At 73.8% G+C, this 14,645-nt stretch carries 12 protein-coding genes; 9 read left to right on the plus strand and 3 right to left on the minus strand.

Translation table 11 applies throughout. The features are described 5' to 3' along the window. Nucleotides 1-13 precede the first annotated feature (13 nt). Nucleotides 14-2,185, plus strand: a complete 2,172-nt coding sequence (locus ACIQNG_RS17360; RefSeq protein ID WP_401486303.1) for an OmpL47-type beta-barrel domain-containing protein — start codon at nucleotides 14-16, stop codon at nucleotides 2,183-2,185. A gap of 24 nt (nucleotides 2,186-2,209) precedes the next feature. Here the strand turns inward: ACIQNG_RS17360 and ligD are convergent, their stop codons facing one another. Further along, nucleotides 2,210-3,277, minus strand: coding sequence for a non-homologous end-joining DNA ligase (ligD, locus tag ACIQNG_RS17365; RefSeq protein ID WP_401485824.1), 1,068 nt, complete (start codon nucleotides 3,275-3,277; stop codon nucleotides 2,210-2,212). Nucleotides 3,278-3,352: 75 nt separating this feature from the next. Between ligD and ACIQNG_RS17370 the strand changes: the two genes are divergently transcribed. After that, nucleotides 3,353-4,423 (plus strand): ATP-dependent DNA ligase, encoded by a 1,071-nt coding sequence (locus ACIQNG_RS17370; protein ID WP_401424648.1) that lies wholly within the window; start codon nucleotides 3,353-3,355, stop codon nucleotides 4,421-4,423. Nucleotides 4,424-4,651: 228 nt separating this feature from the next. Then, the gene (locus ACIQNG_RS17375; RefSeq protein ID WP_401485826.1) at nucleotides 4,652-5,680 is read left to right on the plus strand and encodes a DUF3048 domain-containing protein; all 1,029 of its coding nucleotides are present in this window, start codon (nucleotides 4,652-4,654) and stop codon (nucleotides 5,678-5,680) included. Between the two features lie 219 nt (nucleotides 5,681-5,899). On the opposite strand, the gene ACIQNG_RS17380 is transcribed toward ACIQNG_RS17375, so the two are convergent. Next, nucleotides 5,900-6,364, minus strand: coding sequence for a MarR family winged helix-turn-helix transcriptional regulator (locus ACIQNG_RS17380; protein ID WP_401424650.1), 465 nt, complete (start codon nucleotides 6,362-6,364; stop codon nucleotides 5,900-5,902). 225 nt (nucleotides 6,365-6,589) lie between these two features. Here ACIQNG_RS17380 and ACIQNG_RS17385 point away from each other — a divergent pair, with 225 nt between their 5' ends. From ACIQNG_RS17385 to pcaD, 6 genes are read left to right on the plus strand one after another with little or no spacing between them, the layout of a single operon-like run. After that, entirely contained in the window at nucleotides 6,590-7,345 is a 756-nt protein-coding gene (locus ACIQNG_RS17385) for a CoA transferase subunit A (protein ID WP_401485829.1), read from the plus strand. Then, nucleotides 7,345-8,058: a CoA transferase subunit B gene (locus ACIQNG_RS17390; protein ID WP_401485831.1), complete on the plus strand. Its 714-nt coding sequence runs from the start codon at nucleotides 7,345-7,347 to the stop codon at nucleotides 8,056-8,058. The genes ACIQNG_RS17385 and ACIQNG_RS17390 overlap by 1 nt, the downstream gene beginning before the upstream one ends. Then, nucleotides 8,055-8,840 (plus strand): protocatechuate 3,4-dioxygenase subunit beta, encoded by a 786-nt coding sequence (gene pcaH, locus ACIQNG_RS17395; protein ID WP_401485833.1) that lies wholly within the window; start codon nucleotides 8,055-8,057, stop codon nucleotides 8,838-8,840. Before ACIQNG_RS17390 ends, pcaH begins: the two co-directional genes overlap by 4 nt. A 5-nt stretch (nucleotides 8,841-8,845) precedes the next feature. Continuing rightward, nucleotides 8,846-9,451, plus strand: coding sequence for a protocatechuate 3,4-dioxygenase subunit alpha (gene pcaG / locus ACIQNG_RS17400; protein ID WP_401485834.1), 606 nt, complete (start codon nucleotides 8,846-8,848; stop codon nucleotides 9,449-9,451). Then, nucleotides 9,448-10,767, plus strand: coding sequence for a 3-carboxy-cis,cis-muconate cycloisomerase (gene pcaB, locus ACIQNG_RS17405; protein ID WP_401485836.1), 1,320 nt, complete (start codon nucleotides 9,448-9,450; stop codon nucleotides 10,765-10,767). The genes pcaG and pcaB overlap by 4 nt, the downstream gene beginning before the upstream one ends. Then, nucleotides 10,764-11,906, plus strand: coding sequence for a 3-oxoadipate enol-lactonase (pcaD, locus tag ACIQNG_RS17410; RefSeq protein WP_401485837.1), 1,143 nt, complete (start codon nucleotides 10,764-10,766; stop codon nucleotides 11,904-11,906). Before pcaB ends, pcaD begins: the two co-directional genes overlap by 4 nt. Before the next feature lie 43 nt (nucleotides 11,907-11,949). Here pcaD and ACIQNG_RS17415 read toward each other — a convergent pair whose 3' ends face one another. Beyond that, nucleotides 11,950-14,640: an ATP-binding protein gene (locus tag ACIQNG_RS17415; RefSeq protein ID WP_401485839.1), complete on the minus strand. Its 2,691-nt coding sequence runs from the start codon at nucleotides 14,638-14,640 to the stop codon at nucleotides 11,950-11,952. Nucleotides 14,641-14,645: the final 5 nt, after the last annotated feature.

The following is a 14,645-nucleotide window of genomic DNA, read 5'->3' on the forward strand; positions in this document are numbered from 1 at the left end:
GGCGGCCGTGCTGATGACGCTGGGGCTGCTGTCGGCCCCGGCGGTCGGCCAGGCCGGGAAGGACGCGGCACCGGCCGCCGCCGCTGCCGCGGCCGAGCAGACGCTGACGTGGACGGCGGGCGACCCCATCGACCGCTATCTGTCGGCGCCGAAGACGGCGGTGGCGGGTCCGGCGACGATCGTCTTCGAGAACAGCACGGCGACCGGCAACACCACCGGGATGCCGCACACGCTGACGTTCGTCACCAGCGACCCCGAGTTCAACAGCGATGTCACCCTCAACATCCTGGCCAATCCGTCGGACGCCCAGGGCGGCAAGCACACCGCCCAGGTCAACCTCACGCCGGGCCGGTACTTCTACCACTGCACGATCCCCGGCCACGGCATGATGCAGGGCATCCTGGTGGTGACCGAGGGCTCCGGTGAGGACACCACCGCACCGCAGACCGGTGCCCGGGTGACCGGTACCCAGAACGGCGAGGGCGCGTACGTGGGCGCGGCGACCGTGGCGGTCGAGGCGACCGACGAGTCGGGCGGTTCCGGGGTCGACCGGATCGAGTACGCGATCGGTGACGACGGCGCCTGGCAGCCGTACACCGCGCCGGTAGTGATCGACCAGGTCGGTGCGCACAAGGTGAGGTACCGGGCCACCGACAAGGCGGGCAACACCGCCGCCGAGAAGGCCGCCGAGTTCACGGTGGTGCCCCCGCCGACGGACGACACGACGGCGCCGGAGACCTCGGCGACGGTGTCCGGTGAGCGCGATCCGGCCGGGGCGTATCTCGACATGGCGACGGTGACGGTCTCCGCCTCGGACACCGGCTCGGGCGTCAACACCATCGAGTACGCGATCGGCGCCGGCGCCTGGCAGCCGTACGCCGCCCCGGTGATGGTCCACCAGGTGGGGAGTCACACCGTCCGCTACCGGGCCACCGACAAGGCGGGCAATGTGGCGGCCGAGAAGAGTGTGCAGTTCACGGTGGTGTCCGCGCCGCAGGAGGACACCACCGCGCCGGTGACCGGTGTCGCGGTGGACGGCTCGCGCAACTCGGACGGCGCCTACATCGGCAACGCCAAGGTGACCGTCACCGCGACGGACGAGGGCGGTTCGGGCGTCGAGCGGATCGAGTACTCGCTGGACGGGGGGCCGTATCTGGTCTACTCCGCTCCCGTGGTGGTCGACCGGGCCGGCGCGCACGCCCTCGCCTACCGGGCGACCGACAAGGCGGGCAACACCGCCGCCGCGCGGACCGTGAACTTCACGGTGGTGCGCAGCGGTCCGCCGCCGCCGAACTGCGCCGAGTACGACGAGCGGCTGACGGTCATCGTCGGCACGGTCGACTCGGGGGTGCCCAACCGGCTCACCGAGAGCCGGTGCCGGATCAACGAGATCATCGAGGACGAGAAGGAGTGGACGTCGCACGCGCTGTTCCTCAAGCACGTCAAGACGGTCCTCGACAAGCTCCGCAAGGACGGGGTGATCGACCGGCGCGAGCACACCGCGATCACCGGCGCGGCCAAGCGGTCGGGGATCGGCAAGCCGGGTCAGGACACCGGCTACCGCCCGCTCTTCGACGGCAGCGCCGACTCGTTCGCCAAGTGGCAGCACGCGGGCGGCGGTTCGTTCGGGCTCAACGCGGACGGCTCGATGACCAGCGGCACCACCAGGGGCGGGCTGGGCATGCTGTGGTTCCCGCAGCGCAAGTACGGTGACTTCTCGCTGCGGCTCCAGTGGCGGGACGACGCGCCGGGCACGGGCAACGCCAACTCCGGGGTGTTCGTGCGGTTCCCGCAGATCGTCGACCATCCGGAGGAGTCGCGGCCGGAGTGGGTCGCCATCAAGTTCGGTCATGAGGTGCAGGTGCTCGACCGGCCCGACGGCGACATGTACAAGACCGGTTCCGTCTACGGCTTCGACCGGGTGGGGCTGGCCGGTGCGGGGGTGACCCAGAAGGGCACCTGGAACGACTACGAGATCCGGGTGGTGGACCAGCACTACTCGGTCTACCGCAACGGTGTGCTGATCAACGAGTTCGACAACACCGGCGGTCAGGAGTTCGTCCCGCCGCGCTCGGACGACCCGGGCACGGACGGCCGGCGCTACGCCTCCGGGTACATCGGGCTCCAGGTGCACGGCACGACGGATGTGATCTCGTACCGGGACATCAGGATCAAGGAGCTGTAGCCGGCGGGACCACCCGGCTGTGACCTACGGCGGTCCTTCCGTCGCGGGTTCGGGCGGCGCCTCCGTTGGGGGCGCCGCCTTCTTGTCGTGCTTGGCGCGGCTGGGCTGCACCCGCTTGGGTTCGCCCGGCATCTTCGGGTACTCCGGCGGGTAGGGCAGATCGGCCAGCCCGTGGTCGCGTTCGTCGCGGGCGGCCAGGTCCAGCAGGGCTTCCAGGGAGTAGCGGTGGTCGTCCATGTCGGCGTGGACGTCGCCGACCTCGGCGAAGCGGACGGGCATGGTCGCCAGGTCGAAGTCACGGGGGTGGACCTCGCCGACCTCCTCCCAGCGCAGGGGCGCGGAGACGGGGGCGTGCGGGCGGGGCCGTACGGAGTAGGCGGAGGCGATGGTGCGGTCGCGGGCGGTCTGGTTGTAGTCGACGAAGATGCGTTCGCCGCGCTCCTCCTTCCACCACTTGATGGTGACCTGGTCCGGCATCCGGCGTTCCAGTTCGCGGCCGACGGCGATGGCGGCGCGGCGTACCTGGGTGAAGGTCCAGCGGGGTTCGATCGGTACGAAGACATGCAGTCCGCGTCCGCCGGAGGTCTTGGGGAAGCCGCGCAGCGCGCCGAACTCGTCCAGGACGGCGCGGAGTTCGTGGGCGGCGCGCACGGCGTCGTCGAAGTCGGTGCCGGGCTGCGGGTCGAGGTCGATCCGGAGTTCGTCGGGCCGGTCGACGTCGTCGCGCCGCACCGGCCAGGGGTGGAAGGTGAGAGTGCCGAACTGGGCGGCCCACACCACGGCCGCCTCCTCGGTCGGGCACATCTCGTCGGCGCTGCGTCCGCTGGGGAAGGTGATGTGCGCGGTGGGGATCCAGTCGGGCATGTTCTTGGGTGCCCGTTTCTGGAAGAAGGACTCGCCGGTGACGCCCTCGGGGTAGCGCTCCAGGGTGGTGGGGCGGTCGCGCAGGGCGCGCAGGATGCCGGGGCCGACGGCGATGTAGTAGCGCGCGAGGTCCAGCTTGGTGAATCCGCGCTCGGGGAAGAAGACCTTGCCGGGACTGGACAGCCGTACGGTTCGGCCGGCCACTTCTAGTTCCACCGCTTCGCCCATGCGTGCCACGGTAGGCGTGCCACCCTGACCGCGCATATCGGGCGAAAGCCCTGTAGGGGGCGGAGAATCTGAGGCATGGATCTGCCGGTGATGCCGCCCGTGAAGCCGATGCTCGCCAAGTCCGTGGCGCGGATCCCGCCGGGCATGCAGTACGAGGCGAAGTGGGACGGGTTCCGGGCGATCGTGTTCCGCGACGGTGCCGAGGTCGAGCTGGGCAGCCGTACCGGAAAGCCGCTGACCAGGTACTTTCCCGAGCTGGTGGAGGCGCTGAAGGAGCGGGTGCCACGGCGCTGTGTGCTGGACGGGGAGATCGTGATCGCGCGTGAGGGGCGGCTCGACTTCGACGCGCTGACCGAGCGGATCCATCCGGCGGACTCACGGGTGCGGATGCTCGCGGAGCGTACGCCGGCGTCGTTCGTGGCCTTCGATCTGCTGGCGCTCGATGACGAGTCGGTGCTGGACGTGCCGCTCAGCGACCGGCGGGCGCTGCTGGTCAGGGCGTTGTCGGGGGCGACCCCTCCGGTGCATCCGGCTCCGGCGACGACGGATGTGGAGCGGGCGCGGCAGTGGTTCGAGCAGTACGAGGGGGCCGGTCTGGACGGGGTGATCGCCAAGCCGCTGACGTTGAGGTACCTCCCGAACGAGCGGGCGATGTTCAAGATCAAGCATGAGCGCACGGCGGATGTGGTGGTGGCGGGCTACCGCCTGCACAAGAGCGGCCCGATCGTCGGTTCGCTGCTGCTGGGCCTCTACGACGATCGCGGCGCCCTCCAGCATGTGGGGGTGTCCGCCGCGTTCTCGATGAAACGGCGCGAGGAGCTGATCGAGGAGCTGGAGCCGCTGCGGATGGCGGAGGTGACCGGGCATCCCTGGGCGGCCTGGGCCGAGGAGTCGGCGCACGAGGCGGCGCGGCTGCCGGGGGCGCCGAGCCGCTGGTCGGGCAAGAAGGATCTGTCCTGGGTGCCGCTGCGGCCGGAGCGGGTGGCCGAGGTGGCCTACGACCACATGGAGAACGGCGCCCGCTTCCGCCACACGGCCCGCTTCCGCCGCTGGCGCCCGGACCGCACACCGGCGAGCTGTACGTACGCGCAGCTCGACGAGCCGGTGAGCTACGACCTCGCGGAGATCCTGGGGCGGGGCGACTGACGGACGCCCCGCCGCCCGGGGAGCCGGACGCCCCGCCGCCCGGGGAGCCGGGCGGCCCGGCACCGGGCACGGTCGGGGCCCGCGCGCAACCCGGGACTGCTCCGATCGGCCCACACCCCCTCCGGCCATCGGGGTACTTCCGCCCACCCGACCGCTACCGCTCCCGGAACGAACGGGTAGGGCCACCGAACAGCAGATCAGCACACCATCAGAAAAACCGACGGGCGGGTGGCGACGGTGGGCACGACAGAGGGAACGCGCTCCGGACACGGCGCGGCACACGCACGGCGCACCGCCAGGGCGGCGGCGCTGCTGGCCGCGGCCGTGACGGTCTCGCTGGCGGCGGGCTGCACATCGGGACAGGGCGACGACGGCCGCACCCCCGTCACCCCCACCCCCAGCGCGTCCACCGCCCCCTCCCCGTCCCGGAGCGCGCCCACAGCCACCGGACCGGTACTCGCCGTGAAGATCGACAACGTACCGGCGGCGCGCCCGCAGACCGGTCTGAACGCGGCGGACATCGTCTACGTCGAACAGGTCGAGGGCGGTCTGAGCCGGCTGATGGCGGTGTACGCGACGGCCTTCCCGCAGTCCGTCGGACCGGTGCGCAGCGCCCGCGAGAGCGACCTGGAACTGCTGCGCCAGTTCGACGAGCCGACCCTCGCCTTCTCCGGGGCCCAGGGCAAGCTGCTGCCGGCCATCGACAGTGCTCCGGTGCACGCGGAGCCGCCCGGCGCGGCCCCCGACGCCTACACCCGCTCCACCGACCGCTCCTCCCCGCACAACCTCTACCTCCGCCCGGACCGGCTGATCCCTCGGCCGCCCGGGGTCGCCGCGCTGACCACGGGCTTCCGGTTCGGCCCCGCCCCGGCGGGCGGCACCCCCGTGAACTCCCGGACGGTCCACTATCCGTCCGCCGGGTTCACCTTCACCTGGTCGCGGCAGCGGGAGCGCTGGCTGGTCGCGATGGACGGCAGAGAGGCGACGACGACGGACGCCGGTGCCCTCGACCCGGCCACGGTGGTGGTCCAGCACGTCGGCATCCGCGAGTCCGCGTACCACGACTCCCTCGGCAACCACACGCCGTACACCGAGACGGTCGGCTCCGGCACCGCGGAGGTGCTGCGGGACGGCAAGGCGTACGACGCCCGGTGGGACCGCCCGGACGCGGCCTCGGGCACCCGGTTCACCACGGAGGACGGCAAGCCCCTGGACTTCGCGACCGGTCAGGTGTGGGTGGTGTACGTGCAGGAGTGAGGGCGGGCGTGAGCGTGGGAGTGAGCGTGGGAGTGAGGGCGGGCGTGAGCGCGGGCGAGGCGGCGGGCGTGAGCGCGGGCGAGGCGGCGGGCGCCTGCCTACGCAGGCCCGGCCCCTGCCGGACACAGGCCCCGGCCCCCTGCCGGGCTCAGCCCCTGCCCCTGCCCGGCTCAGGCCCCTGCCCTTGTCGGGCTCGGCCCCGGCCCCGGTCCTGGCTGCTCACGCCCGCCCCACCAGCGGCTCCTCCGGATTGCGCAGCCCCTCCGCCGCGTCCGCGACCCGGCGGATCAGGGCGAGGAACACGGCCCGCTCGTCGGCGTCGAGCGGTGCCAGGAAGACCTGGTTCATCCGGGCGGTGCGCACGGTGAGCCGGCGGTGGGCGCGGACACCGTCCTCGGTGAGGCGCAGCAGGAAGCGGCGTCCGTCCTGCGGGTCACGCACCTTGTCCAGCAGGGCGCGGCGGCTGAGTCTGCTGATCACCTCGGCGATGGTCGACCGGTCGAGCCCCACCCGCTCCCCCACGGTCCGCTGGTCCAGGCCCGGTTCGGCGACGAGCGCGTTCAGGACGGCGAACTGCGGCGAGGTGATCTCCTCCGAGACCATCGTGTTCCACAGCAGGTGGTGCGCCTGCTGAAGTCTGCGGGCGAGGTGCCCGGGGTGGGTGGCGAGATCCACCGCGGCCATCTGTGACTCCCCTGGTCGAATTGGTCGGTGCACTGAACAATACCGGTCGCCTCCCTCCCTGTCCGCCGCCGCGGGAGCGGCACTCCGCCCGGCTGTGGACGGGGTATTGACGGCTCGCTGGTCACGGTGGCAGCGTGAAGGACGTTCGCAGGGACAAGCCCGTTCATATACTCAGTGCCCTGACTATTTCGGGTCGGGACGCCTGGCGGAGATGAGGCTTCGGGGATGGACAAGGTGGTCGCCTCGGCCGCGGCTGCGGTGGCCGATGTGCCGGACGGCGCGTCGCTCGCGGTCGGCGGTTTCGGGCTCAGCGGGGTCCCGAACGTACTGATCCAGGCCCTCCACGAGCGCGGGACCCGCGGTCTCTCGGTGGTGTCGAACAACTGCGGGGCGAAGGAGTCCGGGCTGGCCGTGCTGCTGGCCGCCGGGCGGATCGCGCGGGTGACGGGGTCGTACATCGGGGCGAACAAGGAGTTCGCCCGGCAGTACCTCGCCGGTGAGCTGGAGGTGGAGATGATCCCGCAGGGCACGCTGGCGGAGCGGCTGCGCGCGGGAGGGGCCGGGATCCCCGCGTTCTACACCCCCGCGGGCGTCGGCACCCAGATCGCCGAGGGCGGACTGCCCTGGCGCTACGACGGCGCCGGGGGCGTCGCCCTCGCCTCCCCCGCCAAGGAGGTGCGCGACTTCGACGGCACCGACCACGTCCTGGAGCGCGGTATCCGCACCGACTTCGCCCTCGTCCGCGCCGCCCGCGGCGACCGGCACGGGAACCTGGTCTTCGCCAAGTCCGCCCGCAACTTCAATCCGCTGGCCGCCATGGCCGGACGGATCACCGTCGCCGAGGTGGAGGAACTGGTCGAGCCCGGCGCCCTCGACCCCGACGCCGTGCACCTGCCCGGCATCTTCGTCCAGCGGGTCCTCGCCCTCACCCCCGGACAGGCCGCGGACAAGGGGATCGAGCGGCGGACGGTGACCGCCTGATGGCCTGGACACGGGAGCAGATGGCCGCCCGAGCGGCCCGCGAACTCAGCGACGGACAGTACGTCAACCTGGGCATCGGCCTGCCCACCCTCATCCCCAACCACCTCCCCGAGGGGGTGGAGGTGGTGCTGGAGTCGGAGAACGGCATCCTCGGCACCGGCCCCTACCCCACCGACGACCAGGTCGACCCCGACCTCATCAACGCCGGGAAGGAGACCGTCACCGTCCTGCCCGGCGCCTCCTTCTTCGACTCCGCGCTCTCCTTCGCCATGATCCGGGGCGGGCACATCGACGTCGCCGTGCTCGGCGCGATGCAGGTGTCGGCCGGCGGGGACCTCGCGAACTGGGCGGTCCCCGGCAAGATGATCACCGGTATCGGCGGTGCCATGGATCTCGTCCACGGCGCCCGCACCGTCATCGTCGTGATGACCCACACCGCCAAGGACGGCACCCCGAAGCTCCTGGAGCACTGCACCCTGCCGCTCACCGGCAAGGCGTGTGTGAACCGGGTCGTCACCGACCTCGGTGTCCTCGACGTCACCGACGACGGCCTCCTCCTCGTCGAGACCGCCCCCGGTGTCACCGCCGACGCGGTCCTCGCGGCGACCGCGGCCGAGGTCCGCGTCGGCACCGGTACCGGGGCGGGGGACGGCACCGGTGTGGGCGCCGGTGTCGGTGTGGGCGTCGCTGCCCGGCGTCAGGAGCGGGCGTGACCACCCCCGGGCCGCTCACGCAGCACGACATCGACCAGGAGATCGCGGCCCGGCACGCCGCCTACGCGAAGGGCGTCGCCGAGGGGGCGCCCGTCGAGCACCACCCCCGCCGCGACTACCCCCCGTACCGCTCCTCGGCGCTGCGGCATCCGCGGCACCCGCTCGTGGCGATCGACACCGCCCGGGACCCCGAACTGGTCGAACTGGCCTCGCCCGCCTTCGGGGAACGGGACCTCACCGAGAGCGACAGCGATCTGACCCGCCGGCACGCGGGCGAGCCGATCGGAGAGCGGATCACCGTCTCCGGGCGGCTCCTCGACCGCTCCGGGCGGCCGGTGCGCGGCCAGCTCATCGAGGTCTGGCAGGCCAACGCGGCGGGCCGCTACGCCCACCAGCGCGAGCGGCACGACGCCCCGCTCGACCCGCACTTCACCGGCGTCGGCCGCACCCTCACCGACGCGGCGGGCCGCTACGCCTTCACCACGATCCGGCCCGGCCCCTACCCCTGGCGCAACCACGACAACGCCTGGCGCCCCGCACACATCCACTTCTCGTTCTTCGGCCCGGCGTTCATCCAGCGGCTCGTGACCCAGATGTACTTCCCGGACGACCCGCTGTTCGCCCACGACCCGATCCTCCAGTCCGTGACGGACGACAGCGCCCGGCGGCGGCTGGTCGCGACCTACGACCACAGCCTGTCGGTACCGGAGTTCTCGCTCGGCTACCGCTGGGACGTGGTGCTCGACGGCCCGCACGCCACCTGGACCGAGGAAGGACGCTGACCGCCATGGCACCCACCGGCACCGGCCGCCCGGAACCGCTGCCGCCGACCCCGTCGCACACGGTCGGCCCGTTCTACGGCCACGCGCTGCCCTTCACCGGCGGCGAGGACATCGCGCCCCTCGGCCACCCGGACACCGTCACCGTGCACGGATACGTCACCGACGGGGAGGGGCAGCCGCTGCCGGACGCCCTCGTGGAGATCTGGGGGCCGGGCCCGGACGGCGCCCTCCCCCGGACGGACGGCTCGATGCGGCGCGACCCCGCCTCCGGGGGCTTCGCGGGCCGCAACGGGGTGGAGTTCACCGGCTGGGGCCGGAGCCAGACCGACGCCGACGGCCACTGGTACGCCCGGACGCTGCGGCCCGGCGCGCGCGGGGGCAACGCCCCCTATCTGAGTGTGTGCGTGTTCGCGCGCGGGCTGCTGGTCCATCTGTTCACCCGGATCTACTTCCCCGGCGACGCCGCCGCGCTCGGCGCCGACCCGCTGCTGTCCGCCGTCGCGAGGACGCGCCGGGACACGCTGATCGCGCGCGAGGAGCGCGCGGGCGCCTACCGTTTCGACATCCGCCTTCAGGGCGAGGGCGAGACGGTCTTCCTGGAGTTCAGGTGACATCCGAGCCGTACGGGCCCGCGCGGGCGCTTCCCCTCGACGCCGGTCTGCTCTCCCCCGGGTGGGCCGGCTCCCCCGTCGCGTCCGCGACCGGCGACGGGGCCTTCCTCCAGGCGCTGCTGGACGCGGAGGCGGCCCTGACCCGGGCCCAGGCCGCCCTGGGCCTGGCCCCCGCCGAGGCGGCGACCGCGGTCACCGAGGCGGCCGACGCCACGCGGTACGACATCCTGTCCCTCGCCCTGCGGGCGCGTGACGGGGGCAATCCGGTGATCCCGCTGGTGGCCGATCTGACGCGGGCCGTGGGCGCGCGGCACGGGCCGTACGTCCACCGGGGCGCGACCAGCCAGGACATCCTCGACTCGGCGTCGATGCTGGTCGCCGTCCGTGCCCTCGGGCCGGTCCTCGCCGATCTCGCGCGCACCGAGCGGGCGCTGGGCCGGCTGGCCGCCGCGCACCGGGACACCGCGCTGCCCGGCCGGACCCTCACCCAGCACGCGGTGCCGACGACGTTCGGGCTGAAGGCGGCCGGGTGGCGCTCGCTGGTGCTGGACGCCCGCGACCGGCTGACCGCCGTACGGGACGCGCTGCCCGCGCAGCTCGGGGGTGCGGCGGGCACCCTGGCCGCCTTCGGGGCGTACGGCGCCGAGGACCCGACCGCGCTGCCGGCGGCGTACGCCCGTGAACTCGGTCTGCGGGCGCCGGAGTTGCCCTGGCACACCCTGCGCACCCCGGTCGCCGATCTCGCCGGGGCGCTGGCCTTCACGGCGGGTGCGCTCGGCAAGCCCGCGGTGGATGTGCTCACCCTGTCCCGCACCGAGATCGGCGAGGTGGCGGAGGCGGCGGGCGGCGGCTCCTCCGCGATGCCGCACAAGTCGAATCCCGTACGGTCCACCCTCGTCGTCGCCGCCGCGCGCCGGGCGCCGCAGCTCGCGGCCACCCTGTACGGGTCGCTGGTGGCCGAGGACGAGCGGCCCGCCGGGGCCTGGCACGCCGAGTGGGAGCCGCTGCGGGAGCTGCTGCGGCTGGTGGGCGGGGCGGCCCGGGACGCCGCCGAGCTGGCCGAGGGACTGCGGGTGCGGCCGGAGGTGATGCGCGCCCATCTGGGGCTGACGGGCGCGGCGATCGTCTCCGAGCGGCTGTCCGCCGAACTGTCCGCGACGCTGGGCCGGGCCGGGGCCCGGGACCTGCTCGCCCGGTCGGCCGCCGAGGGCCGCCCGCCGCACGAGGTGCCCGGACTCGCGGGCGCCGATCTCGACCCCACCCACTACACGGGCTCCGCCGGGGCCCTCACCGACCGTGCGCTGGAGCGACGTTGACTCTTCTCGCCCATCTCGTGGAGGGGCCCGCCGCCGCGCCCCCGCTGCTGCTCGGCCCCTCGCTCGGGACGTCGTACGCCCTGTGGGACGCGGTCGCGCCCGAGCTGTCGGCGACCCACCGGGTGATCCGCTGGGACCTTCCGGGGCACGGGGGCTCGGCGCCGGAGCTGATCGGGGCGGGGGCGCGGGTCGGGGACCTCGCGGAGCTGGTGCTGACGCTCGCGGACGCACTGGGCGTGGAGCGGTTCGCCTGGGCCGGGGTGTCACTCGGCGGGGCGGTGGGGCTGCATCTGGCGGTGCACCACCCCGAGCGGGTGACCTCGCTGGCAGCGGTCTGCTCCTCCGCCCACTTCGGCGGGGCCCGGCCCTGGGAGGAGCGGGCGGCGCTGGTGCGGCGCGAGGGGACGGCCGGGCTGGCGGACCACGCGGACAGCCGCTGGTTCGCGGGGGACTTCACCGTGCCCCGGCTGGTCCGGGACCTCCGGGCCGCCGACCCGGGCGCCTACGCGGCCTGCTGCGACGCGCTCGGCGCGTTCGATCTGCGGTCCCGGCTCGGGGACATCCGGGTCCCGACCCTGCTGATCGCCGGGCGCGAGGACCCGGCGACCCCGCCGGCGCATCTGCGGGAGATCGCGGACGCGGTGCCGGACGCGACGCTGGTGGAGCTGCCGGGCGCCTCCCATCTGGCGCCCGCGCAGCGCCCCGAGGCCGTCCTGACCGCCCTGCGGGCCCACTTCGACGGGCTCGCGGGGCGGGGCACGGCGGTCCGCCGGGAGGTGCTCGGGGACGCGTACGTGGACCGCGCCCAGGCCCGGCAGACCCCGTTCACCGCCCGCTTCCAGGACTTCATCTCACGCTACGCCTGGGGCGAGATCTGGACCGACCCCACGCTCTCGCGCCGGGAGCGCAGTCTGATCACGCTGACCGCGCTGGCCGCCCACGGGCACCAGGACGAACTGGCCCTGCATGTGCGGGCGGCCCGCCGAGGCGGTCTGACCCCCGACGAGATCGGCGCGGCACTGCTCCAGACGGCGGTCTACTGCGGGGTTCCGACGGCGAACTCGGCGTTCACGACGGCCCAACGGGTGCTGGCGGAAGACGACCAGGCGGGCGGGGAGCAGCACCCGACGGACCGATGAGGGGCGATCGAGGGTCGCCGCGCATGCCCGCCCGGGTACCGGTTCACGGTGTGGGCCCGGTCGAGCGGTTCAGCCCCTCCAGTGCCAGTTCCGCCCGCTGGACCAGGCCGTCCGCGCCGCAGGAGCGCGCGAGGGTCAGACCGCGGTGGAGTTCCGCCGCCGAGCGGGCGGCGCTGCCGTGCTCGATCCGGGCCGCGGCGTGTTCGTACTGGCAGGGCGACGCCTCCAGATAGGTCACCGCCTGGGCCGTGAGGGCGACCTTGCGCCGGCCCGTCTCCAGCGCGGCGGCGCAGCGCAGGGCCTCGCCGATGGCCGTGTCGGTGCCGAAGCGCTCGGCCTGGCGGCGGGCGTCGGAGGCCAGCCGGGCGGCCCGGACCGGGTCCTGCGTGGCGAGGGACACGGCGAGATCCACGGTCCAGGGCGCCAGCACCGGGTTGTGGCCACCGCGTGCCGCTGCCGCCTTCTCGGCGGCCTCCAGTTCGTCGACGCCCTCCTCGGTACGGCCCACCGCGATCAGCAGCCGGCCCCGCACCGAGCGGGTGTCGGGCAGCACGATGGTCGATGGGTACGGAGGCGCGAAGCCGTACTGTTCGGCGATCGACCAGGCTTCGGCGACATGGCCGCGGGCGAGGAGGGTGTCCACGAGCCCGCAGGTCGCCGACCAGTAGAGCGGCAGTCCGCGTCCGACGCGCTCGGCGATGCGCAGCGACTCGCGCAACACCTCCTCGGCGTCCTTCAGACGGCCCCGTCTGCGGTGGGCGAGACCGAGGAACGCGTTGGCCAGCGCGAGATGGCCGCCGCTCCAGCCCGCCGAGGTGTAGGCGCGCAGCGCCTCGGCGAAGAGGCTCTCGGCGCGGTCGAGCCGGTCGGCGTACGCGTAGCTGCTGCCGAGCATCATCAGCAGTTCGATGCCCCACTCGGTGTCGGTCCAGCCGAGGCCCGGCGCGAGCCGCCCGTTGACGAGGGCGCGGTCGCACAGCTCGACGACCTCCTCGGCGTTCTCGCCGTGGTTCATGGCGTCGAAGCCGCGCAGGATGAGCAGGGCGCGTTCGGAGTTGTCGCGGCCGGTACAGGTGCGGGCGAGGGCGGCGAGCCGTTCGGCACGGCCGGGTGTGGCGGCCTCGCCGTAGATCCCCTCCCACATGTACTGCACGGCCCGCAGCCGCATCCGGGCCGGTCCCTCGGGCTGGCGCGCGGCCTCCGCCGCGACGGTGCGGATGGCCTGTTCGAGCTGGTCGTTGTGGAGCAGGGCCTGGGAGAGGCGGACGACGGCGTCGACGCGTTCGTCGCCGTCGAGGCCGCGCATGGTGAGCGCGGTCCGGAGGTGCCCGATGGTGGTGGCGGGCGCGGTGAGATAGGTGGCGCAGCCGAGTTCGTAGAGGACGGCCGCGTGCACCTCGGGCCGGGGCGGTTCCTCCAGGGCGCGTTCCAGACAGCGGCGGGCGGCGTCCGGGGCGCCGACGGCGAGGTGTTCCCTGGCGGCCTCGCGGAGTTGCTCGACCAGTTCGGCGTCGTCGTCCGGGTGGACCTGGAGCAGATGCCGGGAGGCCGCGGCGGCGCCGTGCCCGGAGTCGGTGAGGAGCCGGGCGGCTATGCCGTGCATCGCGGTGCGCAGCGCGTCCGGGATGGAGTGGTAGACGGCGCTCGCGATCAGCGGGTGCACGAACTCCAGCTCGCCGACGGCCGCGCGGGCGCTCGCGCCGTCGGGTTCGGTGAGGATGCGGGCGGCGCGCAGCCGTTCGGCGCAGCGCGGGGCCTCGTCGGGGCTCATGGTGACGAGGCGGGCGACCAGGTCGACGCTGATGCCGGTGCCGAGGATGGCGGCGGCCCACGCGAACCGGGTGGCCTCGACGCCGAGTCCCTCCAGCCGGGTCACCAGTCCGCCGCCGCGCGCCGAGCGGTTGAGGTCGCGCAGTTCTCCGGCCGAGCCCTCGACGGGTTCGATCTGGCTGTCCTGGACCTTGGCGAGGAGTTCGACGGTGTCGTACGGGTTGCCCGCGGTGACCGCCCAGACCTCGCGGCAGAACGCGGAGTCGGCGTGTTCGCCGAGGGTGGCGCGGGTGAGTCCGGCGGTGGCGGTCGGGGTGAGCGCGCTGAGGTCGGTGACCCGGCCGCTGTGTTCCGCGACGGCGTCGAGGTGGCGGGCGCTGTCGCCGCCGACCTCGTCGGATCTGCGGGCGACGACGACCAGGACGGCGAGGTCGTCGAGGCGTTCGGCGAACGCGGCGAGCCAGCCCAGGGTCTCCTGGTCGGCCCAGTGGGCGTCGTCGATCAGCAGGACGAGCGGGTACTCGCGCTCGGCGAGGCGGCGCACGGCGGCGACCAGTCCGTCGCGGACGCCTTCCGGGTCGGCCTGCCGTTCGCCGGGCTCCGTTATGCCGAGGGCGGGTCCGGCGAGGTCGAACCAGTCGCCGAGGTAGTCGCGGGCCTCTTCGGGCAGCAGGGAGACGAGCGCGGGCTGGAGGAGCTGCCGTACGACGTTGAACGGCACGGAGCGCAGGGTCTCGCCGCCGCGCGCCGACCAGACGGTGCAGCCGCGCTCCTCGGCGATGGCGCGGACCGTGCCCAGCAGCGCGGTCTTGCCGAAGCCGGCGTCGCCCCGCAGCATCAGCAGGGCGCCGGACGAGGGGCGGCCCACGCACAGGGCCTCCACCGCCTGCCGGAGGGCGGCGACTTCCTCGTCCCGCTCCCACGGCGGCGCCGAGGCCGCCGCCGTGGGCCGTTCCTGCGTCATCCCGC

Source organism: Streptomyces sp. NPDC091377 (genome assembly GCF_044757045.1).
In the GTDB taxonomy this organism is placed as follows: Bacteria; Actinomycetota; Actinomycetes; order Streptomycetales; family Streptomycetaceae; genus Streptomyces.